At 61.9% G+C, this 25,444-nt stretch carries 22 protein-coding genes and 1 pseudogene; 19 read left to right on the top strand and 4 right to left on the bottom strand.

Going from position 1 to position 25,444, the window contains the following annotated elements; translation table 11 throughout:
* Window positions 1–2 precede the first annotated feature (2 nt).
* Together EN749_RS01625 and EN749_RS01620 are read right to left on the bottom strand one after the other, a co-directional pair.
* Window positions 3–995 carry an IS481 family transposase gene (locus EN749_RS01625; RefSeq protein WP_128362436.1) on the bottom strand — a complete coding sequence of 331 codons (993 nt, stop codon included), beginning with the start codon at window positions 993–995 and terminating at the stop codon, window positions 3–5.
* Window positions 996–1,234: 239 nt separating this feature from the next.
* On the bottom strand, window positions 1,235–1,909 hold the full coding sequence (locus EN749_RS01620; RefSeq protein WP_127323185.1) for a GntR family transcriptional regulator: 675 nt from the start codon (window positions 1,907–1,909) through the stop codon (window positions 1,235–1,237).
* 288 nt (window positions 1,910–2,197) lie between these two features.
* On the opposite strand from EN749_RS01620, the gene EN749_RS01615 reads away from it, so the two are divergent.
* Genes EN749_RS01615 through atzF form a run of 8 tightly spaced genes read left to right on the top strand, consistent with a single transcriptional unit; the run spans window position 2,198 to window position 10,531 of the window.
* The gene (locus EN749_RS01615) at window positions 2,198–3,325 is read left to right on the top strand and encodes a BMP family ABC transporter substrate-binding protein (protein ID WP_127395360.1); all 1,128 of its coding nucleotides are present in this window, start codon (window positions 2,198–2,200) and stop codon (window positions 3,323–3,325) included.
* Window positions 3,326–3,354: 29 nt separating this feature from the next.
* Window positions 3,355–4,485, top strand: a complete 1,131-nt coding sequence (locus EN749_RS01610; RefSeq protein ID WP_128362441.1) for an ABC transporter permease — start codon at window positions 3,355–3,357, stop codon at window positions 4,483–4,485.
* A complete protein-coding gene (locus tag EN749_RS01605; RefSeq protein ID WP_127321988.1) occupies window positions 4,485–5,411 on the top strand; it encodes an ABC transporter permease in 927 nt (308 codons plus the stop codon). Before EN749_RS01610 ends, EN749_RS01605 begins: the two co-directional genes overlap by 1 nt.
* Before the next feature lie 14 nt (window positions 5,412–5,425).
* On the top strand, window positions 5,426–6,127 hold the full coding sequence (locus EN749_RS01600) for an isochorismatase family cysteine hydrolase (RefSeq protein WP_127321989.1): 702 nt from the start codon (window positions 5,426–5,428) through the stop codon (window positions 6,125–6,127).
* 10 nt (window positions 6,128–6,137) lie between these two features.
* Window positions 6,138–7,661 (top strand): ABC transporter ATP-binding protein, encoded by a 1,524-nt coding sequence (locus tag EN749_RS01595; RefSeq protein WP_127321990.1) that lies wholly within the window; start codon window positions 6,138–6,140, stop codon window positions 7,659–7,661.
* A complete protein-coding gene (locus EN749_RS01590) occupies window positions 7,661–8,329 on the top strand; it encodes an isochorismatase family cysteine hydrolase (protein WP_127330531.1) in 669 nt (222 codons plus the stop codon). Before EN749_RS01595 ends, EN749_RS01590 begins: the two co-directional genes overlap by 1 nt.
* Entirely contained in the window at window positions 8,322–8,672 is a 351-nt protein-coding gene (locus EN749_RS01585) for a cupin domain-containing protein (protein WP_127330529.1), read from the top strand. The genes EN749_RS01590 and EN749_RS01585 overlap by 8 nt, the downstream gene beginning before the upstream one ends.
* On the top strand, window positions 8,669–10,531 hold the full coding sequence (gene atzF, locus EN749_RS01580) for an allophanate hydrolase (RefSeq protein ID WP_128362435.1): 1,863 nt from the start codon (window positions 8,669–8,671) through the stop codon (window positions 10,529–10,531). The genes EN749_RS01585 and atzF overlap by 4 nt, the downstream gene beginning before the upstream one ends.
* A gap of 227 nt (window positions 10,532–10,758) precedes the next feature.
* On the opposite strand, the gene EN749_RS01575 is transcribed toward atzF, so the two are convergent.
* Window positions 10,759–12,483, bottom strand: a complete 1,725-nt coding sequence (locus EN749_RS01575) for a hypothetical protein (protein WP_128362434.1) — start codon at window positions 12,481–12,483, stop codon at window positions 10,759–10,761.
* A 437-nt stretch (window positions 12,484–12,920) separates the two neighbouring features.
* Here EN749_RS01575 and EN749_RS01570 point away from each other — a divergent pair, with 437 nt between their 5' ends.
* From EN749_RS01570 to EN749_RS01555, 4 genes are all read left to right on the top strand, one after another.
* Window positions 12,921–13,109 (top strand): hypothetical protein, encoded by a 189-nt coding sequence (locus tag EN749_RS01570; protein WP_127322616.1) that lies wholly within the window; start codon window positions 12,921–12,923, stop codon window positions 13,107–13,109.
* 275 nt (window positions 13,110–13,384) lie between these two features.
* Window positions 13,385–13,813, top strand: a complete 429-nt coding sequence (locus tag EN749_RS01565; RefSeq protein WP_245466439.1) for a hypothetical protein — start codon at window positions 13,385–13,387, stop codon at window positions 13,811–13,813.
* A gap of 476 nt (window positions 13,814–14,289) precedes the next feature.
* Window positions 14,290–14,472, top strand: coding sequence for a hypothetical protein (locus tag EN749_RS01560; protein WP_127322615.1), 183 nt, complete (start codon window positions 14,290–14,292; stop codon window positions 14,470–14,472).
* A gap of 15 nt (window positions 14,473–14,487) precedes the next feature.
* On the top strand, window positions 14,488–15,396 hold the full coding sequence (locus tag EN749_RS01555) for a LysR family transcriptional regulator (protein WP_127396219.1): 909 nt from the start codon (window positions 14,488–14,490) through the stop codon (window positions 15,394–15,396).
* A 438-nt stretch (window positions 15,397–15,834) separates the two neighbouring features.
* Here EN749_RS01555 and EN749_RS01550 read toward each other — a convergent pair whose 3' ends face one another.
* Window positions 15,835–16,896, bottom strand: coding sequence for an aromatic ring-hydroxylating dioxygenase subunit alpha (locus tag EN749_RS01550; protein ID WP_128362433.1), 1,062 nt, complete (start codon window positions 16,894–16,896; stop codon window positions 15,835–15,837).
* A gap of 797 nt (window positions 16,897–17,693) precedes the next feature.
* Here EN749_RS01550 and EN749_RS01545 point away from each other — a divergent pair.
* The 7 genes and pseudogenes from EN749_RS01545 (at window position 17,694) to EN749_RS01515 (ending at window position 25,440) form a co-directional block, all read left to right on the top strand.
* Complete coding sequence (locus tag EN749_RS01545) at window positions 17,694–18,881, top strand: magnesium transporter (RefSeq protein ID WP_128289575.1); 1,188 nt, start codon at window positions 17,694–17,696, stop codon at window positions 18,879–18,881.
* 469 nt (window positions 18,882–19,350) lie between these two features.
* The gene (locus tag EN749_RS01540) at window positions 19,351–20,625 is read left to right on the top strand and encodes a tetratricopeptide repeat protein (protein ID WP_127382816.1); all 1,275 of its coding nucleotides are present in this window, start codon (window positions 19,351–19,353) and stop codon (window positions 20,623–20,625) included.
* Window positions 20,626–20,714: 89 nt separating this feature from the next.
* The gene (locus tag EN749_RS01535) at window positions 20,715–21,440 is read left to right on the top strand and encodes a FecR domain-containing protein (protein ID WP_164895750.1); all 726 of its coding nucleotides are present in this window, start codon (window positions 20,715–20,717) and stop codon (window positions 21,438–21,440) included.
* A gap of 87 nt (window positions 21,441–21,527) precedes the next feature.
* Window positions 21,528–23,489, top strand: a complete 1,962-nt coding sequence (locus EN749_RS01530; protein WP_164895751.1) for an adenylate/guanylate cyclase domain-containing protein — start codon at window positions 21,528–21,530, stop codon at window positions 23,487–23,489.
* Between the two features lie 241 nt (window positions 23,490–23,730).
* A pseudogene (locus EN749_RS38550) lies at window positions 23,731–23,829 on the top strand (integrase); the annotation flags it as partial.
* 275 nt (window positions 23,830–24,104) lie between these two features.
* On the top strand, window positions 24,105–24,608 hold the full coding sequence (locus tag EN749_RS01520) for a hypothetical protein (RefSeq protein WP_128362431.1): 504 nt from the start codon (window positions 24,105–24,107) through the stop codon (window positions 24,606–24,608).
* A gap of 172 nt (window positions 24,609–24,780) precedes the next feature.
* Window positions 24,781–25,440, top strand: a complete 660-nt coding sequence (locus EN749_RS01515; RefSeq protein ID WP_128362430.1) for a L,D-transpeptidase — start codon at window positions 24,781–24,783, stop codon at window positions 25,438–25,440.
* The last annotated feature ends 4 nt before the right edge of the window (window positions 25,441–25,444 follow it).

Below are 25,444 nucleotides of genomic sequence, written 5' to 3'. Positions count from 1 at the left end.
CTCTAGCTGTTTAGTCCCGGCATTTGCTGGAGCGGATCGAGTTTGAAGCGTTCCGGTTGTGACGCCCACGCCTTGCAGATGAACTCGTAGGGCGTAAGGCCTTTGAGGGTCTTGAGCCTGCGACCGAAGTTGTAGGCCGAGATGAAGTCGGCAAGGTGCTGGCGGAGTTGGTCGTGGCTCTCGTAATAGAAACGCCTGACGGTTGCATCCTTGATAGTCCGGTTCATCCTCTCGACCTGGCCGTTGGTCCACGGATGCCTTGCCTTGGTCGTTCGGTGCTCGATGTCGTTCGTGGCGCAAGCGTATTCGAAGGCATGGGCCCAGAAGCGTTCGCCGTTTGCGATGGCCTCCTTGATCAATGGCACGGCCGAACCGCCGGCGCCGGGCGTCGTGAACTGGATACCGTTGTCGGTGAGGACAGTGTGGACCTTGTAGGGCACGGCCGCGATCAGGCGCAGTAGGAAGTCTCTCGATATGGCGGTGGTGGCCTTCTCATGCAGTTCGACGAAGGCGAATTTCGAGGTGCGGTCGATAGCGACGAAGATGTGCAGCTTGCCCTGTTCTGTGCGCACCTCGGCGACGTCGATGTGGAAGTAGCCGATCGGATAGCTCTTGAACTTCTTCTTCGCCGGCTTGTCGCCTTCTACGTCCGGCAGGCGGCTGATGCCGTGGCGCTGCAGGCAGCGATGCAGTGATGAGCGCGTCAGGTGTGGGATCGTCGGTTGTAAGGCATAGAGGCAGTCATCGAGTGGCAACAGAGTGTAGCGCCGGAAGGCGACTATGACGGCCTCCTCCTCGGGCAAGAGCACTGTCGATCTAGGCTCTCTCGGACCGGTCGGCAAATCTGCCACCGAGGTCCGTTCCCGCCATTTGGCAACAGTCTTTTGGTTGACCCCGTAGCGCTTCGCCAGCGCCCTCAGGCTCTCTTGACTATGCTGTATCGCTCGACGGACCGCCTCTGTCGTCGTGGCGCTCCCATGAAGAACCTGGCCCATAGCGCATCCCTTGATTCGGAGGACAAGGATGCCCATCAAAATCTGGGATCAAACATCTAGTCCCTCATCGCTCACGCCTCGACGTAGAATACCAACTGGGGCACGTATATCGGTCTGGTTGACCATGCTGCTTCAAAGCCTTGCTGCCGAGCAGCGTAGCGCCTCATATCAGCCGTTGCGCGATACTGTGCGCCGCCTGGAAGCAGACATCGTCCCGAGATTCGGGATGTTCGGAATTTTCAGGCCACGTCCCGCCGAACTGGCTTGCCGCCATCAGCCGCGAACACCGCGCTCGCCTCGCTGACGATAGAGACATGATCCCTGGCGGCCTTGCCCGCAGCAGCGCCGTCTCCGCGCATGATTGCGGTGACGATTAGCTCGTGTTCCTGCCAGGATTTGGCCAACCGTCCGGGCAGCATGAACTGAGCGCGCCGGAAGGGTGCCAACCGGCTGCGGGTCATCACGGTGAGATCGTGGATATGCGGGTTGTGGGCACCACGATAGAGCCGGGTGTGGAACTCGGTATTGAAATACTCGTAGTCCTCCTCGGCGCCCAGTTGCACCATCCGCGCCGAAGCCTGATGCTCGATCTCGAGCGAGCGGCGCTCGGCACTGGTCATGCGCTCGGCCGAGAAGCGCGCGCAGATCGCCTCCAGTTCGGCCATGCTCTCGAACATCGAGGCGAGATGCTCTTGCGTCACGACAGCCACGATAGCACCCCGGTTGGGCCGCCTTTCGACCAGCCCCATGGCGCTGAGGTGGCCGAGCGCCTCCCTGACCGGGGTGCGTGATACGTCGAAGCGGGCGGCGAGGGAGGTCTCGTCGAGCTTTTCGCCGGGGCGTAGGTAGCCGGTGACGATCCGGTCCCCGATCGCCCTCACCATCTGATCCACGGTCTTGCCCGACCTGATCAAGTTGCGCTTCCCCGACAAATCTCCTCCGCCCGTCTTCTTGTGGAGGGTCGACGCAGCGGCCCATCGACTCAACATACCCCTGTATGCCTCTATTTTAATCTGCCTGTCAAATTGGCTGTTTTCAAGGCAAGAAGTGCATGCAATTGCCCGCTACATAAGCAGGCTCTTTTAAATGTACGACTGATTCCATTCATTAATTTCGCCAAAGAAACTGGCATGGCGATTGCATGCACTTTGTTGACGGCATGTTAACCGGCCCGGAAAGGGTCCTACAGGGGAGCATTCACAATGACCGCGAGATTCACGCTTAACCGCCGCGAGCTACTCAAGACCTCCGCCGCTGGAGCCGCACTCGGGCTTGCGTCCGCTGCCTTCCCCATCAGCAGGGCCTTTGCCGCTGCCGCCACCGTCGGCTTCATCTATGTCGGGCCGAAGGACGACTACGGCTACAACCAGGCGCATGCCGAAGGGGCGGCGGCGTTGAAGGGTATCGAGGGCATCTCCATCGTCGAGGAGGAGAACGTGCCGGAGACGGTCGACGTCCAGAAGACGATGGAATCGATGATCAATCTCGACGGCGCCTCGCTGATCTTCCCGACCTCGTTCGGCTATTTCGACCCCCACATGCTGGCCATGTGCACGAAATTCCCCGACGTGCAGTTCCGCCATTGCGGTGGCATGTGGGACAAGGCCAAGCACCCGATGAATGCCGGCTCCTATTTCGGCTATATCGGTATGGGCCAGTATCTCAACGGCGTTGTCGCCGGCCACACTTCCAAGACGAAGAAGCTCGGCTTCGTCGCCGCCAAGCCGATCCCGCAGGTGCTGCTCAACATCAATTCCTTCCTGCTCGGCGCGCGCTCGGTTGATCCGACCATCACTTGCCAAGTCATTTTCACCGGCGAATGGTCGCTGGCGGTCAAGGAAGCGGAAGCCACCAACGCACTGGTCGACCAGGGCGCCGACGTTATTAGCTGCCATGTCGATAGCCCGAAAGTGGTGGTCGAGACGACCGCCGGCCGTGGGGCCTTCGTGTGCGGCTATCACGCCAACCAGAGCCCGCTGGCGCCGGAAAAATACCTCACCGGGGCCGAGTGGAACTGGGCCAAGGTCTACAAGATGTTCGTCGACGACCTCGTCGCCGGCACGCCACTGCCCAACTTCACGCGCGGTGGCCTGGCCGACGGCTTCGTCAAGATGAGCCCGCTCGGTCCCGCCGTCGGCGAGCCGGCGCGCAAGCAGTTCGACGCCACGCTGGCCGAAATGATGAACGGCGGCTTCGCCGTCATCAAGGGACCGCTGAAGAGCAACAAGGGGGCTGTCGTCGCCACCGCGAGCCAAGCATTCCCGGAGACCGCGATCGAGCTCGAAAGCATGGATTATCTGGTCGAGGGCGTCGTCGGTTCGACCGCCTGATCTGAGGGGGTGGGGCGATGACGGACACGATGACAGGGGCCGGCATGCCGGCACTCTTCAGCGCCAAGGCCTATTCGGCGGCGGTGGAATGGATTGCGCGGCGGGCGGAGGCTTTGGTCATTCCGCTCGCGGCGCTGATCGTCGGCATGGCGCTGTTCAGCCTGTTCATTGTGCTCGTCGGCAAGTCGCCGATCCTGCTCTACCAGACCATGTGGCGCGGCGGCTTCGGCTCCTGGTTCTCGGTCCAGAACTCGCTGTCGCGCGCCGCTCCCCTGCTGCTGGCCGCGCTCTGCGTGGCCCTGCCGGCCCGGCTCGGCCTCGTCGTCATCGGCGGCGAGGGTGCGATCGTGCTCGGCGGCGTCGCCGCTGCGGCAGCCGGCACTGCGCTCAGCGGCGGGCCATCGTCAATCGTCATTCTTGCCATGGGCGTGGCGGGCATGGCCGCCGGCGGCATCTGGATCGGTGCCGTCGGCGCGCTGCGCCATTACCGGGCCGTCAACGAAACCATTTCCAGCCTGCTGATGGCCTACATCGCCATCGCGCTGATGAACCAGCTGGTGGAAGGGCCGTTGCGCGACCCGGCCTCGCTCAACAAGCCGTCGACGCAGCCGCTGGCGGACATCTACCGCATCGGCAACATTCCGGGCATGGACGTGCATTGGGGGCTGGTTGTCGGTGTCGTCGCCTGCACCCTCTCCTGGTTGCTCATCGAAAAGACCCGCTGGGGTTTTGCCGCGCGCATCGCCGGCGGCAATGTGCGGGCAGCACAGGTACAGGGGCTGGCCGTCGGGCCGCTGATCGTCGGCTTCACGGCGCTCGCTGGCGGCTTTGCCGGGCTTGCCGGCATGCTGGAGGTCGCCGCCGTGCAGGGGAGCGCCAACGCCTCGCTTTCCGCCGGCTATGGTTACACCGGCATCCTTGTCGCCTTCCTGGCCCGCCACAATCCGCTGGCCATCATTCCGTTCGCCATCTTGCTTGGCGGCATCGACGCCTCGGGCGGGCTGATACAGCGCCGCATGGACCTGCCCGACGCCACGGTGCTGGTGCTGCAAGGCATGATCTTCATCGTCATCCTGTTCAGCGAAACCCTCTACGGCCGCTTCAAGGCCTTCAATCCCGATCTTTGGAAAAGACCCGATCTCGTGAAGGGAGCCGCCTGATGGACGCGACCGAGATCGGCCTCTGGGGCGTGCCGCTGGCCGTGCTCGGCGGCGCCATCCGCGTGTCGACGCCCTTCATCTTCGTCTCGCTGGGCGAGGCGATCACCGAGCGTTCGGGTCGCATCAATCTGGGGCTCGAAGGCACGCTGGTCTTCGGTGCGATGACCGCCTATGCGGTGGCGGTGATGACGGGCTCGCCATGGCTCGGCCTCATCGCCGCCGCCTTCGCCGGCCTGTGCTTCGGCCTGTTCCATGGCTGGATCTGCAGATTCCCGAAAGTCAACGACATCGCCGTCGGCATCGCGCTGATGCTGTTCGGCTCGGGTCTCGCCTTCTTCTTCGGCAAGCCGTTTATCAAGCCGAAGGCGCCCAATCTGCCGGCCATTCCCTTCGGCGGCTGGTCCGACATTCCGCAGGTGCAAGCCGCACTCGACGTCAACGTGCTGTTCCTGATCGGCGCGGTGCTGTCGGTCATCCTGTGGTGGGCGTTCCGCAACACCCGCGCCGGCCTCATCGTGCGCGTCGTCGGGGACAGTTCGGACGCGGCACGCGCCATGGGCCTCAACCCCGATACGGTGCGGCTGCTCGCCACCGGTGTCGGTGGCGCGCTGGCCGGCATCGGCGGCGCCTACCTGTCGCTCTACTATCCCGGCAGCTGGACCGAACGCATCTCGTCGGGCCAGGGCCTGATGGCGGTGGCGCTGGTCATCTTCGCGCGCTGGAACCCGCTCGGCTGCTTTGCTGCAGCGCTTTTGTTCGGCGGGGCGGGAGCTCTCGGCCCGGCGCTTCAATCGGTCGGCGTCACGCAGGGCTACTACATGTTCTACGCCGCTCCCTACATCCTCACCCTCATCATCATGATCGCCACCTCGTCGCCGACACGAACGCTTGCGGGCGCGCCGGGCGAATTGTCGATCACCAAATGACTGGAGTTTTGCCGATGAACGCCAGAGCCGAAGTCACTCAGCATACGATCGACGCCGAGCCTTATCCTTGGCCCTACAATGGCGACCTGCGGCCCGACAACACGGCGCTGATCATCATCGACATGCAGACCGATTTCTGCGGGCCGGGCGGCTATGTCGACCATATGGGCTACGATCTGTCGCTGGTGCGCGCACCGATCGAGCCGATCAAGTTGGTGCTGTCGACGATGCGAGCCAAGGGCTACACCATCATCCACACGCGCGAGGGGCACAGGCCCGATCTCGCCGACCTGCCGGCCAACAAGCGCTGGCGCTCGCGCCGCATCAATGCCGGCATCGGCGACCCTGGCCCGTGCGGGCGCATCCTGGTGCGCGGCGAGCCGGGCTGGGACATCATCCCCGACCTTTACCCGACCGAGGGCGAGCCGATCATCGATAAGCCCGGCAAGGGCTCGTTCTGCGCCACCGACCTGGAGCTCATCCTCAATCAGCGCGGCATCGAGAACATCGTGCTGACCGGCATCACCACGGATGTCTGCGTGCACACCACCATGCGCGAGGCCAACGACCGCGGCTATGAATGCATGATGCTGGAGGATTGCTGCGGGGCGACCGACTACGACAACCATCTGGCGGCGATCAAGATGATCAAGATGCAGGGCGGCGTCTTCGGCACGGTGTCGAATTCCAAGGCGCTTGTCGCGCAGTTGCCATGAGGAGGCCGCGATGAATGACAGGAAAGCGGTCGGCGTCGAGACCATCGGCATGACCATGCGCTTCGGCGCCTTCACGGCGCTGGATGCCGTGTCGGTGAAGGTGCCGGCGGGCTCCTTCCACGCGCTGCTCGGCGAGAACGGCGCCGGCAAGTCGACGCTGGTCAAATGCATGATGGGTTTTTATCACCCGACATCAGGCGACCTGCTGGTCGATGGCCGCGAGGTGGCGATCGCTAGTCCGCGCGACGCCTCGGCGCTCGGGCTCGGTATGGTCTATCAGCATTTTACGCTGGTGCCGTCGCTGACCGGTGCGGAAAACCTCGTCATCTCGCGCGAGAAGGTTCCGGGCATTATCGATTGGCGTAGGGAACGAGCCGACCTTGCCGTGTTCATGGAGCGCATGCCGTTCAAGCTGCCGCTCGACGTTAAGGTGGCGGAACTCGCCGCCGGCGAAAAGCAGAAGCTCGAAATCATCAAGCAGCTCTATCTTGGCCGCAGCTTTCTAGTGCTGGACGAGCCAACCTCGGTGCTGACGCCCGGTGAGGCGCAGGAGGTGCTGGGGCTGGTGCGCGACATGACCAAGGCCGGCGACCTCACCGTGCTGATGATTTCGCACAAATTCCATGAGGTCACCGCCTTCGCCGACGATGTCAGCGTGCTGCGCAAGGGCAGGCTGACGGGAACCGGCCGCGTCGCCGACCTCGACCACAAGGCGATGGCGGCGATGATGATCGGCGACCAGCCGATCGCCGCGCTCGACAGTCGCGCGGCGCCGAAACCCGATGCCGAGATCGTGCTCAAGGTCAAATCGCTGAAGGCGCCGGACCGCACCGGGCTGAAGTCGATCCGCATCGAGAATCTCGGCGTGCGTTCGGGCGAGATCGTCGGCATCGCCGGCATTTCCGGCAATGGCCAGAAGGAATTCCTCGAGGTCCTGGCCGGCCAGCGGCCGCGCGACGGTGGCGAGGTGCTGGTACGCGGCTCCGCCTATGCGGCGACGCGGGCCGAGGCGCGCGCGCTCAATGTGCGGCTCATCCCGGAAGAGCCGCTGAAGAATGCCTGCGCGCCAAAAATGACGGTGGCCGAGAACATCTCCTTCCGCACCTTCGATATCGACGGCAACGGCAGGCCGGTGAACTGGATCAGCGCCAGCGCCATACGCGCGTTCAGCGCCAAGCTGGTCGAGCAGTTCAAGGTCAAGACCGCCTCGCTATCCTCGCCCATCGCCTCGCTGTCGGGCGGCAATGTGCAGCGCGCCGTGCTGGCGCGCGAACTGACCGGCGAGGTCGACCTGCTGATCGTCTCCAACCCGTGCTTCGGCCTCGACTTCTCGGCGGTGGCCGAAATCCGCGCCCGCATCATGAAGGCGCGCAATGCGGGTGCGGCAGTGCTGCTGATGTCGGAGGACCTCGACGAGCTTTTGGAACTGTCCGACCGCATTTTCGTCATGTCGGACGGCGCGCTGGTCTACGAGACGCCGATCGCGCAAGCGAGCGTGCAGACCATCGGCGAGCATATGGCGGGACATCACTGATGGCGGAGATTGATGCGCAGCCGTTCGCCTTCTCCTTCAAGCCGCAGACGATGGCGCTGGTCGTCATCGACATGCAGCGCGATTTCGCCGAGCCCGGCGGCTTCGGCGCCAGCCTTGGCAACGACGTCAGCCGGGTGGCCGCGATCGTGCCGACGGTGAAGAAACTGATCGAAGGTTTTCGCGCCGCCGGCCTGCCGGTGATCCACACCATGGAGTGCCACCGCGCCGACCTGTCGGACCTGCCGCCGGCCAAGCGCAATCGCGGCAATCCGGCGATCCGCATCGGCGATGTCGGGCCGATGGGCCGCGTGCTGATCGTCGGCGAGCCGGGCACCGCAATCCTCGACGAGCTTGCGCCGCTGCCGGGCGAGATCGTCATCGAAAAGCCCGGCAAGGGCGCCTTCTACGCGACCAGCTTCGGTGGCGAGCTGAAGCGGCTCGGCGCACAGCAGCTGGTTTTCGCCGGCGTCACCACCGAGGTCTGCGTGCAGACGACGATGCGCGAGGCCAATGATCGCGGCTATGAGTGCCTGCTCGCCGAAGACGCGACGGAAAGCTATTTTCCCGAATTCAAGGCGGCGGCGCTAGCCATGATCCGGGCGCAGAGCGCCATCGTCGGCTGGACGGCAACGACCGACCAGGTGCTCGAGGGAATTGCCAATGCCTAATTTTGCCTTTGCCGGCCTGCTCGACGGCGGCTGGCGCGATCTCGCGTTCGAATATTTCCGCGACGGCATCAGCGTGCACTGGCTGCTGAAGGGCGGGCCGGTCGAGCCGTCGGTCGCGATCCTGAAATACCGGTCCGGCGCCAGCGTGCCGCGACACCGACATGTCGGGCTGGAAACCATCGTCGTGCTGGAAGGCACCCAGAGCGACGAGAACGGCGACTATCCCGCCGGCAGCGTCATCCTGAACCCGGTCGGCACCGAGCATTCGGTGTGGACGAAGGACGGTTGCGTCGTGCTGATCCAGTGGGACCTGCCGGTGATCATTCTGGAGGAGACGAAATGAGCGATATCCATTTCGACATAGCGAGCCTTCACGCAGCCTATCGGGGAGGCCTCGCCGTTGGCGATGTGATCGCGACGATCTTTACCCGCATCGAAGCGGCCGACGACCCGGGCATCTTCATCCATCTCGCCGCCAAGGCGGATTTCCTAGCCCAGGCCGCGGCACTCGGTCCGTTCGACCCGGCGACAAAGCCGCTCTGGGGCATTCCCTTCGCCGTCAAGGACAACATCGACGTCGCCGGCATGCCCACGACGGCCGCCTGCGCCGAATACACCTATTGGCCCGAGAAAGACGCCACCGTTGTGGCGCGGCTGAAAGCGGCCGGTGCGCTGGTCGTCGGCAAGACTAATCTCGACCAGTTCGCCACCGGCCTAGTCGGCGTGCGCACGCCCTGGCCGATCCCGCGCAATGCCATCGACGAGGCGCTTGTGCCAGGCGGCTCCTCCTCGGGGTCGGCGGTGGCGACGGCGCGCGGCATCGTCTCCTTCGCGCTTGGCACCGACACCGCCGGCTCCGGCCGCATTCCGGCCGGCCTCAACAACATCGTCGGGCTGAAGCCGACGGTCGGCGCGTTGTCGGCCGCCGGCGTCGTGCCGGCCTGCCGCACGCTCGATTGCGTCTCGGTGTTCGCGCTGACCGTCGATGATGCGTATAGGGTGTTCTCCGTTGCCGCCGCGCGCGACGCTGCCGATCCTTATTCGCGTGACATCGCCGTCCAGCCGCTCGCCGCGCGCCAACCGGTGCTGACCGTCGGCGTGCCTGTAAAAGCGGAGCTCAAATTCTTCGGCGATACGGCCATGCAGACTGGTTTCGAAGCTTCGCTTGCCATTCTGTCGCGGCTTGGCTGCCGGCTGGTCGAAATCCCCTTCGGCGATTTCTACGCCACCGCCAACCTACTCTATGAGGGTGCCTGGGTGGCCGAGCGCTATGCGGCGATCCGCGGTTTCATGGAAGCCAACGAAGCCGCCTTGCATCCGGTGACGCGCAAGATCATCGGCGGCGCCAGTAACCTGTCGGCGGCAGACGCCTTCCGCGGCCTCTACGCCTTGCAGGCCTACAAGGCGAAGCTCGCCCCGGTCATCGCCTCGGTCGACCTGTTCTGCGTGCCGACCGCCCCAACGCACTATACCACTGCTACCGTGCTCACCGATCCGGTCGAGACCAACAGCCGGCTCGGCACCTACACCAATTTCGTCAATCTTCTGGACATGTGCGGCATCGCCGTGCCGACCGGCAAGCGCGACGACGGGCTGCCGATGAGCGTGACGCTGCTTGCGGCCGCCGGAGCGGACGGCCTTGTAGCATCCGTCGCGCGCGATCTCCATGCCGCGAGCAGTCCCACCCTCGGCGCGACTGGCTGGCGGCAGCCGAGCGCGCAGCCTGTCGGCGCATCAGTCGAAGATGGCACTATCGAGTTGGTGGTGGTCGGCGCTCACCTCTCGGGAATGCCGCTCAATGGCCATCTCAAGGAGGCTGGTGCCCGGTTCTGCCGGGCAATGAGGACGGCATCTTCATACAAGCTATATGAGCTCGCGGGCCAGACCACGCCCAAGCCGGGACTGGTCCGTGTTGAAAACGGCGGCACTGCGATCGAGGTAGAGGTTTGGCGGCTACCTGCCGACGCATTCGGCCACTTTGTGGCCGCCATCCCGTCGCCCCTGGGCATTGGCAATATAGAGCTTGATGATGGCAGCACCGCCAAAGGTTTTCTAGTGGAATCCGTGGGCTTGCTAGGCGCTTTTGATATCTCGTCATTTGGGGGCTGGCGCCGCTTTCTGTCAGATCGTTCCCGCTTGAACACTTCGTCAACGGAATATGCGGAGGCAAGAGCAGGTGGCGACACCGCCCGCGGCGGTTAAACTTGTGATATCCTTGATCGCGAAGCCGGAAGCTGCCGTTTCGCTATCGGCCCCGCTTCTGCCTTCACCTCTCGTTTCTCGAGTGCCCAATCAAAACCGAGGAGCAACACGATGGGTTACTCGATTTGATCCCGCCACACACGGTCGCGCACCATGGAATATCGGAAAGACCGGTAGGACGAAGCGGCTAGCTCTGCCCGCGAAGATTCTTCGTCCCGTTTCGGCGATCAATCCCGGCGTGGGTCGTAAGGCTTGGCGGCCCGTTGAGCGACGCGCTCGCGGTACCTCGCGTCGGTTCCACTTCGGTTTTCCGGCTTGGTAAGCGTTTCGACAGGCTTCCCGAGGACGACCAGCAGCGTGTCCCATTCTTCCTGGCCGAGCGTCTTGTAGCGGTACTTCAGACCCGGCGAAGCCAAGAGCTGCTCGATCCCAGGCCGCGCGAAAAAGGCCGCAGGGCCAATGCGGCGAAAGCCGCTTCGCACGGCATCGGTAGCCGCGGTCAGGTCGCTGAAACCATACTTGCCCGGATCGTAGACGGAGTACTCGCGCAGCAGCCGCAACAGGTCGGGCGCGGCATCGACGCCGCGGTCCCCCTGGCGCTTGATCAGGCCGGTGGCAAAGCGGCTGACCTCCGGATCTGCGAGAATCGCGCGCTCTTCGGGCAGAGGATCGGTGTATGCACCCACAGGGAGGCCGGCCAGGGCATTGATCCAGTGGCGCGCCTCCTTCTTGTCGGTGGCCGCGAGGTAGCGGCGGGCGGCGAGCCGCCGCAGATCGGCGGAGTCGCCATCGACCTGTTTGATGATCGCCCACAGCCCGTCTGGGGATCGCACCCGTGGGTCCTCCAAGACGCGAACCAGCAGGCGCCGGTCGCTTTCGCCGAGCGGCTGGTCGTTCGCGCGGAACGAGTCCATCCATTGATTGGCGAGCGCGAACACGGGACCGCTCACCGGCTTACGCGGATCGTCGAGCGCTCTGGCAAGTTCCTCGCGCGTTCTCGCTTTCGCCGCTTCCATATTCACGCCGCGCGAAACGCTGGTGTGGTCGAGCAGCAGCCGGTTGACCGGAACCTCGGCGTACATCCTTCCGTCACCGAGCCGCAGACGCGCCCAACCGAACCGGAAGTTCTCGATCCCGCCCGAAGTCCCGATCAGCAACGGCGCCGCCGGGGCAAAGATCGACAGGATCGACTGCCGCAGCAGCACCTGTTCACCGGCGTCGGTGATGGTGAGCGCCTTGCGGTGGGGTGCGGAGGGTTCGAGCGACCAATCCACCCGTCCCGATCGGGGCTTGGAGTCGAGCGCGGCAGGGCCGTCCTCGATAGCGATGGTGAAGTCGGGTTCGGGGGCGTCGTCGCTTTGCAGCAGCGCCTTGCCCTCTGACATCATCAGGTTCCATTCGGCTTCCAGCGCGCGCTGAGGGGCGAGCGGATCGGAGGCATCGTAGCGGCGCTCTTCCAGCAGGCCATGCCCGATGACGGTGCTTCGTTTGCCGGGCGTCGAGTCCGGCACGACGCGATAGGTATAGGATTGACCGCGAAGGGTCTGGACGCGGACCGAAGTTACGCCCGGGGTCTTGAGCAAGGCAGCGCACAATGCATCGCAACGGCCCTCGAACGGGCGGGCGAGGAGAATATCGCCCTTGAGCGCAATCGGTGCGTTCGACTGAATGTCCGGCTCCTCCAGGCTGGCCAGCATGCCCCTCGCCCAGGTGAGGCCTGGCTGGGGGATGGTCCAAAACAGTGCCAGCGTCGCGGCGCCCGACATGACGTTCAGAGGAACGCCTGAAAGGAAACTTCCGAGCAGCAAGCAGAACAGCGCGAAAGCGATGCCATACATGAAGGCCGTTGGCATCCACCCGAGGATGAGCCCCGGGATGATCAGGAAACTGCCGATGAGGACCAGCCATGGCATTGTCAGCGCCACGAACGCGCCGACGCCGGTGATGATCAAGTAAGTCTTCAACCACATGCGCGGAACTTACCGCGCAGAATTCAAAAAATGATAAAGCTACTGATCTCGGGTCGGTGCCGTCTTTCGGCATCCACCCGTTGACGGAATCTCGTTACGCTCACCTCAAAGGCTGTCGACCGTCCGCCTTTGGGGGTTCTGGCGCCCACATCACATGACCGACTCGGGTCGCAAGGGGAACGCCAGCCTTCTAGCCCATCGCGCCCAAAACCGGAAGGACAGCAGACGGCCCCAAAGCTGCCGGACTCCAATGCGCCTCATGTCGGCCGTTGAAGTCCAACTTTGCCACGACCTGAAATGCCCAGGGTCGGAGGACGCGAAGACCGAAATCGCCTTTGGGCGGCAGCGGTCCGATGGCCGATTGTCCCGGAACCTCAGGCCGATCGAAGAGTTGCCATTGCTTCACAAAGGAGAGGCTGATGGTGGAAAAATCGGTCGACAAGAAAGTTGGCAAGCGCCCCGGCAAGGAGCTTGAAGCAGACGCGCGAGGCCAATCAGAAGAGCACCACAAAGGCGGAAAGAACGACGGTGTCTCAAGCGCCAATCCGCGCGTTTTATCAGGCGAGAAGGATGGCGACGCCACATTTCCTCTAAAGCGGGAACAGTGACAGCAGCGTCATTCCAGCGCTGACCGAACCAAATCTCGCCCACGGTTGTCTGCGACTGATTGCGCCCCAACTGGCCTCGGGAACGAGGCTGGACCAGATAGCTCTGATGTCGCAGCCGATTCAGGGTACAATTTCCGCAATACAGAAACCCTGGCGCTGAAACCAGTGGTTCCAGGCCTAATGAAGAGGACGTCTCATCTCTGGCCTAAACGCGTTGTCGCGCGAAGGTGTTTGGGTGGTGATTATGTTGTTTTCTGTGGAAGAGGCCACCCTCAGTGGCGGTCGTTTTTGTGTGGATAAGACGTGCATGGCCTATTGGTTCTGCGCGTCATGCCGCGCACTCTCACGCAATGAAGGCGGAGTATGTTGAACTGGTTTTGTTCGAGCAGTCTTTCGCCAATATCAATCGGCCGTTTGCCGATCGAGTGGCTGACGTCGCGGAAAAGACTGGTGGCTCTGTTCTGTTCGATATTCGCGTCGAGGACGACACTCGCATTCAAAGGATGGCAGCTATCGGTTATGGCGCAAACGGAACCGTAGCGATCATGATGAACAAGCAGGGACAACTTAGCACCACGCCGGTGAATGGGAACGACGACATTCTCGTTGCCGAACTTACTGCTTGGTGTTCGCTACCGATGGCTAAACAGGTCTGCGTTAGTTACCATGGTGCAGCCGCGCGCCTGCTTGCTAACCTTCTTTGAAACGAAACGTGTTGGCGCGTTTGACACAAGGAGCCACCTCAATGGGGGCCAGGCGCCGGGGCCTCAGCGTAAGGGTGTGGCCCTACGATATCTCCAGCGCACGTATGCGGGTTGGTACCCTACTCCGGCGCAATTTCAAATGTCGGGTTTTCTTTACTAGCGAATCGTCATTGCCGCACCAAAGACGCAGTTCCAAGAACAGATTTTGTACTCTTGGCGACAGTCTCTACCCCTGCTGGTATTACAAAGACTGTAGACTTGCGCACAATCCGAACCGCAGCTTTTATGCTCGCCTACGTCCGCTAGAGCGCTTTCATCGATGCTGCCCTTAGAGGTCACACCACATTGATGATTATAACCTGGCAGGCCAGATGACGCGGTCGCGTCGCCACATTGTTCGACGGCGATCGCCGATACATTTGCAAGGGCGACAAGACCGAGAGAAGCTAATATTACAATTGATATGTGGCGCATGATTGCTCCATTCGATCGATGAATTAGTTGAAGAAAGTGGAACAAACATTATTCCATCTTTCATTGTCTTTAAAAAATCAATGTCGCTTGAAGATGCTTCTTCGACAGGATTAATTATCCTCGATGACGGCGCTGCTGTCTTGTGCTATGTTTTGTTCAGCCTGCTGCAAGAATTGCAGCGGTGATGCCGGGGGCTGCCGATGCGTTACCTGAACTCCGCTCACTATATCGATGTGGTGGCCAAGACCGGTTCGATCCGCGCCGCCGCGGAATTGCTCGCCATAACCTCGACGGCGCTCAATCGGCGTATATTGGCGATGGAGGCCGAACTCGGCGTTGCCATTTTCGAGCGACTGCCTCACGGCGTGCGATTGTCCAGCGCCGGCGAACTTCTAGTGCAGCAAATGCGCAACCAGTTATCCGATATGGAGCACGTGAAATCGCAGATTGCAGACCTTGCTGGCGCCCGGCGCGGCCATGTGGCGATCGCCTGCAGCCAGGCGCTATTGCCCTACCATCTGCCGATGCAGATCTCACTCTACCGCAAGGAACATCCGAATGTGACCTTCGGAGTGCACCTGCGCGACCGGGAGGAGGCCGAGCGTGCCTTGGTCGATCACACGGCCGACATTGCCATCGTCTACGAGCCAACCCGGCTGGCTGCCTTCATGACACTAATACGGGTGCACCAGCCGGTGCATGCGGTTATGCGGCCCCATCATCCGCTGGCTTCTCACGAGACGGTGCGCTTGCGCGCTTGCCTCGACTATCCAATCGCGCTTCCCACATCAAGTTACGGTGTGCGCTACCTGCTCGACATCGGGGCGCAATCGTCATCGCTGCAGCTGGAGCCGGTGATTCAGTCAGACAGCTTCGAATTCCTGCGCAACCACGCTATCTCAGAGGATATCATCACCTTCCATTTCCCGATTGGCCTATCCCACCAGACGATGACCGGTGACATGATCTCCCGGCCGCTCGACTTGCGCGACGTGCCCGCTGGCATGCTCTATGTCGGCCAACTCAAGGGCCGCACCCTACCGGTGGCCGCTGCACGTTTCGCCGACCAGCTTTCCGCTTCGCTGGCGCAGCAGTATGAGGTCTCGTGATGGCGCCTATTAGGGGTCAGAACAAGAGCAGTGCCGGGCATCTTGCATCCTATCAAATGAATGCAATCGAAGGACGACCTATTCCCGGCACGCTATCGCACGCGACTTCATGCCAAGTCCTTGGTCGCTTACCACGAAACCTTGATCGCCCGGGCCAGAAGATGACCGGATAGCTGTGCTCGGCCGGCCGTGCGACTGGTTAACGCAGGCGTTGCAGCAGCAGCCGCGCCTCACGGAATCGGTGCCGATCGGGGCAATCAGCTCCAGCCCGCTAAACTTGGTCGTCAAAGCCGCGTGCGCCGATCTGCTCTCCGCATTGAGCGAGCTCCGATTGCCACGACGCTCGTAACTCGTCTTACCGTGCCCGCCCTATTCGACCGGTCGGAGGGCTCTCGTGCCGGCGCCGAGCTATCCGGCGGACAAGGACGCCAGGGGCGCTCACAGCCCCAGTGCCGCAGCGACCCGTTCCTGGAAATACTGCACTCCCCGCTCATGCCGCCCCGAGAGCGGGCCGGAGCTATAGGCCCCTGCGGCATAGTTGCGATGCGTATCGGCGCAGATGGCGTAGTCCTCGCGTACCACGGCCAGAGTGCCTTGCACAGATTTCGCCATGCTCTCGGATGTTTCTGCAGCGATATCGGCAAAGAAGAAATGGTAATGCTGGTCTGTGTGATGCGGTGAGGTCGGATTGATCCGGCTAACGTTCATGCCGCCATCGAAAAGCGACAGCGTCCAGTTCGGCCACATCCAAAGCCATTTGCCGCGATAGAACAGACCGTCTTTCGGCGGTGCGGTCATCCGGACATAACCGGGATGGGCGGTGGTCTGGAAGGCTTCGAAGTCGATGGCAGCGTAGAACGAGGGATGTGTGCCAGGGATGTGGTAGCCTTCGACGAAATTGTCGGTGTAGATCTTCCAGTTCGCCGTAAAGCTGACGGTGGCCTGATCGGTGGCGACATAGGTCTCCAACGGCTCGTCCGCCAGTTCGTCGGGCAGAGAGCCAAGTTGATCCAGAAGACTTTCCTTCGGGTCGAGTGCCGCGAAGAGCAGCCCGCGCCATTCCGACAAGTGCACCGTCTCCAGCGGCCAGTCTTCGGCGATGATCGCGGGATCCTTGCCATACCATGGGGCCTGCACCAGCCGTCCGGTGTCGGCAAAGGACCATTTGTGATAGGGGCAAACGATCAGCCCACATTTGCCCGCGCCATCGGCCAGAAGTTTCGCCCCCCGGTGGCGGCAGACGTTCTTAAATCCGCGCAAGGTCCCGTCCCGGCCCCGGATGGCGAAGATCGGCGTGCCGGCGATGTCGATGGCAAGGTATTGACCGGACGTCGCGACCGAGGCGACAGGCCCCATGAACTGCCAAGTGTGCGCGAAGATGCTGCACCGTTCCTGCTGCCAGATATCATCGCGTACATAAAGCGACGGGTCCAGGTTCAGGTATTGCACAGGCGGAGTGTCGAGTGGCAGCTGGTCGGGCCGCAAGGGGTCTGGCGTCATAGGCTAACCTCCAGTTGCGGCAATCCTGTCGTAAGCGGGGCGGCATCGCAAGAGAATTGGCTCTGCTGCGCACAGCCTGTAAGCCGGCGTGCAATTTTGCTCTAAAGCAGATTTGCTGGAGTGGCGGTCGTTTCCAATTCGCCGACCTAGTTGTCGACCGCGATCATCACGTCGGATGCTTAACCGCAGCACAGGTCCCAGGTCGACTTCGAGCCCAGTTCGTCGTCCGCCTGGTGGACGGCGGGTATCAGAATAGTGCCGTTCGCTCGCGAACGACGGGGGATGGAGTCGTGAGCTGACGAGAGAAACTTTGCCCGAGGACGCCAAGCTAGAACGGCAGCTTACCGCGGAGCGTTCGGCACGCCGAATCCTGATGTTGGCTTAAGCGTATCTCAGACATTCAGTCTGACCAGACTTTTGCGAATGGCGTCTTTGCGCTTCGTCTCGGTCATTGAGATATTAGCAGCCGCTTCCAAGAAGCAGACATCACAGTGACCGCGCCATGGCTCTCGATGCGCAACGATATCAGACTCTCCAACCCGCCATTGCCCACATGCATTTCCCAAGACGGCCATTGATCGCTCAGGCAGGAATTCCGGACCGGTCCGGATCACCCAGGTGAGATGGCGTCTGCCGGGTCGACGCATGCGTCAGGCGGCGTATGTCAACTCGTTTTAGGCCGCAGTAACTTCGAGAGCCAAGGCGGACTGCTGGGGCAGGAAGAAGCTGAGTATTTCCACATTGGTGCGATCCGGTACTTAACATATTATGTGACCTTCAACTGGGGGTTATAGCGAATGAAAGATGAGACCGGCGTTCAGAAGTTGGTGCGCACACTGCGTGCCCGAGCACCCGACGACGCAGCTGAATTGCTGGCCAGAGAGTCTCCCGAGTTCATCCGCGACACACTAGAGCTGTTGCCAGAGGGGCACGCCCGCAAGGTGGCCGAGCATTTGCCATCGCATATGCGGCCCATCAGGCCCCCTGACGATGGCGAGGATTTCGCGATCCCCGAGTCGCTTGTCGAGGTAATGGACCCGATTTCCGCCAGCGTTCCTGTCGGGACGACGGTTGCTGCCTCGGTGGAAGCTGTCAGACGCGCCCAGGTGCCGACCGAACTCACTTATCTCTACGTCACGGATGAGGGCAATAAACTGGTTGGCCTGGTGGTCCTGCGCGATCTGATGCTGAGCGAACCGGACGCCATTGTCGACCAGATCATGCTGCCCAAGCCGTTCGCTCTTCATGTCGGTCTCTCTTTGAGCAACGCCTGCAAGGCAGCGGTACGGCGTCACTACCCTGTCTATCCGGTGGTGGACGCGGAGAACCGGCTGCTCGGGCAGGTTCGCGGCTGGCGCTTGTTCGAGCAGCAAGTCATTGAGATTTCCGCTCAGTCTGGCCAGATGGTAGGTGTCCAGAAGGAGGAGCGCTCTTTCACGCCGCTGTTTTCAGCCTTCTTAAAGCGTCATCCGTGGCTGCAGTTGAACCTCCTGACGGCCTTCATGGCCGCATTCGTGGTCAGTTCGTTCACAGGAACCATCGAGAAGATCGTCACCCTGGCGGCATTCCTCCCGGTCTTGGCCGGGCAGAGCGGAAACACGGGCTGCCAAGCACTGGCTATGACGCTGCGTGGCCTTGCGCTGGGGGATGTGGACAAACGACCGAAGCTGCACTTGGTGGTGAGAGAGGGCGCGCTCGGGATCGCCAACGGCTTGCTTGTCGGCCTTCTTGCGGCTGCGGCGATGTGGTTCTACGCCTCGAGGCAACCGGAGTCGGCCGCCCAAGCGCCCATGTTAGCACTTGTGATCCTGCTTGCTATGTCCGGATCGTGCCTCATGTCTGGAATCTCCGGCGTGCTGATCCCGTTGGGCCTGCGCCGGGTCGGCGCCGACCCGGCGGTCGCTTCGGCGATCTTCCTCACCACCTTGACCGATATTGTAGGCATGGGCCTGATGCTGGGGCTGGCCACCATACTCGTGCTGTAGCGAGGTACGTTCCTGGGAAATTGGGGCAACAAGCTGATCTCGTCGCGTTCAGCGAATTGCGAGAGCCAGGCCGCATCGCGCACGCATCGTGAGAAGCACCCTCCGGCAGCTCTCTGACCCCTTGCGCAACGCGCCGGAAGACCTTTGGATAGGCCGTGGATGACCTTGAAGCCTATTCAGTGACCAGAACACGCGCAGAATCGCGCAAGCAATATTAACCTCGTCGGTTTGCGATCCGCCACTCAGGATCTGGTTGTTTGCCACTGGTGCCGAATCCTTCAATTACGTCCAGCAACTCCAAGCAGACGTTTTTGCGACCAGCGCAGCCAAAAATAGGAATAAGCCTGTTAGCTTGTTGCGCAGCTGCAACAGCTGCTGAGGCTCGCATGATCTGGTGGCAGTTCAGTCGCCTTTTTTCTTGTAGTCATGCGATTCCTTCGCACTAGTCCGGTCGGGGTGGGTTCTCTGCATGCAATCTTCGTCTCGCACGATTTTCGGCTTCGCCGCAGCGCTGCTTTTTAGCGGGGTATTGCCGGCCGGCGCACAAGGTCTTTTTACGGCCTATGACGATGCGTTTTCGGCCCGCATCGCCAGTCCGGCCGACAATGGAACGCTCGCCCAATTCGTCACGGTTGCGGTCAACGCGGGCCAATACGATCAGGCGATCTCCTCAATCGAGCAGTATCTGATCCAATACCCCCGCGATGCGCGCGCCCGGCTTGCCGCCAGCCGGTTGTACTATCATGTCGGCTCCTATGAATTGGCCCGGCGGCAGGTGCAGTACGGCATCGAAGTCGGCGGTCTGACCGCGGGTGAGCAGCAGGAAGCTGTTCGCCTCCTCGGCCGGATCGATCGTGCGTTGCGTGGCGTCACCTGGGAACTCGCCCTGACCGGCGGCGTATTCAGCGCATTCACCAATTTTGCGCCGGGCGGGGCGCAGGACGAGGAAAGCTTCGTCTCGCCCTACGGGCGGGCGGAAGGCTTTGTCCGGTGGGACCTCGGCACGCCAAGTGCCGACGCGCTGGTGCTTTCAGGGTCGTTGACGGCGACAGAGCGTTTTTTCACGGAAGACCTGTCGGTTCCGGGTAGCGATAAGACTTTTGTCCACGGCAACGCAGCGATTACCTGGGACAAGGGGCTGCCCAATAGTGGGATCGATTCGCTTCGCCTGCTGCTCTCCGCGTTTACCGTTACAGACCGTTTCGACAGCGATATTCAGGAAACCGGCATTGGCCTTGGTGGACGTTTCCTCGTTCGACCGACGGTCGAAACGACGCTCTTCGCCGGTGGCGGCTACATCGATCTAAGCGCCTCGCAAGGCATTTTCGCCGACAGCAGGGTCTTCTATGAGGCAGGCGGCAGCTACCGCTTCCGCAATGGCCAGGCGCTCGGACTGCGCTTTGTCGGCTCGAACGACTTCGCTTCCGGATCTGGAGAAATCGGCCGCAGCTACTCAGGCGAGGTCCGCTATGGCGGCCTGTTGATGAACGTACCGGATCTTTTCGCATGGTCACACCAGATCGCCTTCTCGGCCGGCCACAGCGACATTCCCGATCTCTCGGTCGGCATCGGCACAAATATTAAGAGCGACTTCTGGCGCATTGCCTCGGAAAGCGATTTTCAGCTGACGGAAGCCCAGAAGATCAGCGTTGATCTCGCCTATCGAGAAACCACTTTCGCCATCGCCAACCGCGACCGAAAATCGTTCGAAATGCTCATGAGCTATACGTTGACGCTCAATTGAAAGAGGCCTCGATGAGGTACCGTCAGATCGCTCTTTTTATCGCCTGCCTTGCTTTCACGGTACCATCCGCCGCTGAGACAGTCGGGTCGATGACAGCCTATCAGACCAACATCGTCCGCAACAACGGTGGGACAATGAACGTTGGTGCTGGCGTCGAACTCGGCGACCAGTTGCGCAGTGACCCCACCGGTCTTGGAATGCTGGTGTTCCGGGATGAATCGAGCGCCAAGATTGGTCCGAACACCAGCCTGACAATCGATGAATTCGTCTACAATCCGGGCTCCGGTTCCGGAAAGATCGATATCGGGATGAACAGCGGCCTGGCACGTTTTTATGGCGGCCAAGTTTCTAAAGGGGGCGTCATGCAGGTTGCGACGCCGCACATGGTGCTCGGGGCGAGAGGCGGCATCATCGAAGTGCTGGTGGCAGCCGGCCAGACTGTCGGCATATTGCGCGCCGGCCGCATGACCTGCACGATCAATGGCAAACGGCTGGTCATCACAAACCCGGGCTACGCCTGCACGTCGGAAGATGGCAAGCTGCTGACCGGCTACGGTGGCATCGACACCTTCCCGATATTGGACAGTATTGACCGGATAGCGGGCACCGGCCTGCCAGGGGCGCCGGGTCCTGGGTTGGACGTAAGCGCAATTTGTGCATCGGCACTCGGCGGCTCGCTCGAAGTCTGCGGGTCCACGGACGGCGCATTGCCAGGAGTGGTCTTGGAATTCCCTGACAGCCCAATGCCACCTGCGGGCAGCGGGGGGCGGAGGGGCGAGTGTGAGGGTGAGCGTTGCTGTTACTACTGCGATTAGACTGGCCCCACGATGAGCCGCTTGGTCGGTAGTCCCTGGGCTGATTGGCGGCAAGCTGGCAGGCGCAAAATATCCGGCCTTGTGGTCGTGCTCCTGCTGCTCGCTTGCCATTTGGCTTTTGACGCACCGTTGTCGCGTCTGCGTGAGCGGACGTACGACTTCTATCAGTTTCTCGCCCCACGCCAGACGACGAGCAATCCTGTCGTGGTCGTCTCGATAGATGACGCCAGCCTCAAGGCACATGGGCGATGGCCTTGGAATCGTGGCCTCTTGGCCGATCTGGTCGATGGCATCACCGAATCCGGCGCGGCAGTGGTCGGGCTTGCGCTGGTACTCCCCGAGGCCGACAACTCGCCTGAAGGCATCGCCGGAGACAAGCACTTAGCAGCGGCGCTGGCCAAAAATCGAACGGCGCTTGCCGTCAGCCTAGGCAATGAGGCGACAGTTTCAGAAGCAGAACCCAAAGCCGGCTGGTCGATCGTCGGGCAAGTACCCGATACACTTCCCGGCTTCACCGGCTTGACCGGCTCGCTTGCCGAATTCTCGAACACTGCCGCGGGCCTTGGCGTAATTCGCACCTTGCCCGATCCCGACGGCGTACTGCGCCATGTGCCGCTGCTCTGGCTTCGCAACACCGCTCAAGGCGTGCAGCTGTGGCCGTCCTTCGCCCTCGAGCTCCTGCGCCTCTACGCTGGACAGGACGGGTACATAGCCCGGATGAATGCAGCCGGGTTCGACGCACTCAGGATGGCCGGGGCCATTGTGCCGCTCGAGCCGGAGGGGAGCATCCGCCTCTGGCAAACCGCCACCGATGCGCCCCGCCTGTCTGCCAGCACTATCCTTTCGCGCCATGGCGATCCGCGGCTGCGCGACGCCATCGCCATTGTCGACCTGTCGGCTGTGGGACTGACGCAGTACCTGCCCACGCCAAGGAGTCCAGCACGATCAGGAGTGGACATCCACGCCGATGCGGTTGGCCAGATGCTTGCCGGGAGCCACCTGGCCGAGCCAACGCACGCACGTATGCTCGAGCGGCTCTGGTTTCTCCTCAGTGCCGTCGTTTTCATCGGGCTGTCCGGAGTGCTCGCCGGGCGTGTCGTGCTTGGCGCCCTCGCACTGGCGCTGCTGGCCGTCACGCCGTTTGTGTTCGGCGCTCTCGAGTACAGCATGCAGGGTGCACTCTATGACCCGCTGCAGCCGGCGCTTGCAACGATCATGGTTGCGGGCTTCGAAGGCTATGTCCTCTACAGGCGCAGCGAGCAGCGCCGGTCCACCTTGGCGCGACAGTTCTCCCAATATCTGTCGCCCTCCGTGGTGCAGCGCCTCGCAAGCTCGGACACCGAGGCAATCCTGTCTGGCGAGAAGCGCGAGATCACAATCCTGATCAGCGACATACGCGGCTTCACGACGATGAGCGAACAGCTCGATACCCATGAGATCGCCAAGGTAGTAAACCATTTCCTTGGTATTGCGACCGATGAGATACTCAAGCGCGACGGCACCATCGACAAGTTCATGGGCGATGCGGTGCTGGCCTTCTGGAACGCGCCGCTTGATCAACCCGATCATCGCGAGCGTGCGCTCGACGCGGGTCTTGCCCTGATCGAGCGGGTGAAGCGCGAAGATGCCGCCTTCACTGCGGATGGCCATCGCTCGATCGAAATCGGCGTCGCCATCGAGACCGGCATCTGCTCAGTAGGCAATTTCGGCTCCGAACGACGCTTCGATTACACCGCAATCGGCTCCCCGGTGAACCGCGTGGCACGTCTCGAGTCCACGACCAAGAAGCTGGGCATCGAGCTGGTGCTCGGACCCGGCTTTGCGGCAGGAGCATCGATGCCGGTCGTCCAGGCGGGCGCCTTTGAGCTCCAGGGTTTCAAGGGCGAGGTGCCGGTTTTCACTGTTCCGGAGATGCAAGCTGCTCACCAAGGTGTGAGCCGCGAAGTAGAGATCCAACAATCTGGCGCCCCTGGCGCGGTGGTTGGTTCGGCGCCATCCGAGCAAATGACACCGCCTGATGTTGCGCCCCCAACCCGAAGCACACGCTGACCGGATTCAGCCGATCGCAGTGGTGCCGTCCTGCATCGTGAACTAAGACCGCTGGGGAGGCCTAGGTGCCATCAGGCGGCATCCGGCCTGCGCAGCCGTTGTTTTTGACGGCGGGCGTCTCGCACGCCTGCAGGATTAGGCCAATTTGGGCGGCCGCAAAATACCGGAGCTGAAAGTAGTCCATCTATTCCTGAAAGCTGCCATTCTATTTGCGGCCCCACGCTCATCAACCGTCTGCCGGCGCGCAGCGGTCGTCCAACAGAACACCGGCCGACCTGTTCAGTTCGAGTTGATGAGCGACCCACGCTCCAGCCTTCTCGCATGGCTGGAGCGACGCGGCCTGGAACTGCTGAGGCTACGGAAACCTACAGATGCGGCTCCATTTCCGAGTGGAGCCGCGTATGCTAAGCGCCTTGTTTCGGTCGTTGAGGCGAACTCCTGCGATCCCATATGTGGACATAGTTGCTGAAGACGCTTTGAACCAGACTCGCGTGGGAGTGAGGTTGCAAAACGCCTCCTCCGGGTGAGAACTCCCCGCAGAGAGCCGCTTCTTCAGACAGGCTCCGACCAGGCCGCAGGATAGGCGAGGCAGCCCCAGAATTTGGAGACCAGAACATGGCAAGCGGGGAGCAGCAAGACAAATCAGCGGCGGAAAAGGCAGTATGGCCGCTTCTCTTTCTAACGGCGGCGCTGCAGGCGTATCTGGGTCTGTCGTTGGTAGCCTATGTGTTCATGGGCGTGTCAAACCCGGGCTCCGGGATGGCCGGATGGACAGCGGCCATGACAGGCGGGCTCCAGACGATTGCGGCCATGGCGGCCTTTGTGCTGGCTATTCGAGGCGATCTTCGCGGCACTAACCTGGCGTTAGCCGGCAGCATCATGCTGGGCTGGTTTTCGATGCTGCCTTCGGTCGCTGAGCAAGGGCTCGACTTTGGCGGTGACGACTGGGGTACCCCGGTCTATTTCGTGGTCTCCCCCATCATCGCGATCGTTACGGCAACGCTAGCTTGGCGCAACCTATACCTGGTCCCGGCAGCTTTCATCGTAACAGCACCGACCTTCATCGGCATTTTGGTCGTCATCGTCTTCGGAATCGCCATCGCTTTATACGGCTTCTGAATGCGTGGCAGGTTCGAGGCTCGAGGTCGCAAGGATTGGCTTCGGCCCGTGAATCCGAGGCGTATCGAAGGTCCGGCTTCGGGTCGCATCCGGCCCGCTGCAGCATTTTCCACTTTGAGGCGAAATCATTCTCGACTATGGTCTGCCAGACTTAAGGCATGGGGGATTGCCGATGGTTTTATCACGCAGGGGAGTCGTCATCGGCGGCCTGGCGCTGGTCGCGGTCGGTGCAACCGGCAATATTGTTCTAGCCGCGACGGCAAAATCCTTTTTCGCCGGTGACGCCAGCGACAACAATTTTGTCTATCGCAAGACCAACTTCGCCAAGATCGACAAGAGATGGCATCGCCAGATCGTGAAGTATTTCAGCAGCGAGCCGGTCGGCACCGTCGTGGTCGATACCCGCCACCACTTCCTCTACCTCATCATGGAAAACAAGACCGCCATCCGCTACGGCGTCGGCGTAGGCAAGGACGGCTTCAAATGGTACGGCCGCGCGACGATCGACCGCCGCGCGCTGTGGCCGCAATGGGTCCCGCCCCCCGAAATGCGTAAGCGCAAGCCGGACCTACCGCCGATGGTCGCAGGCGGCGCGTCCAACAATCCGCTCGGGCCGCGCGCGCTCTATCTGTACCGCGACGGCGCCGACATCGGCTACCGCCTGCATGGCACCCTGGAGCCATGGAGCATCGGCACCGACGCTTCCAGCGGCTGCATTCGCATGTTCCCGGAAGACATCATCGACCTCTACCAGCGGTGCCCGATCGGCACCGCGGTGGAGGTGCTGCCGCACATCGCCGACCAGGCGCCCGCTTCCACAACTGTCGAATGATTGG

The organism is Mesorhizobium sp. M7A.F.Ca.ET.027.02.1.1 (genome assembly GCF_004022985.1).
Classification (GTDB): Bacteria; Pseudomonadota; Alphaproteobacteria; order Rhizobiales; family Rhizobiaceae; genus Mesorhizobium.
The sequence above is the reverse complement of the archived record's forward strand: the minus strand, read 5'-3'. Positions and strand labels throughout refer to the sequence as shown.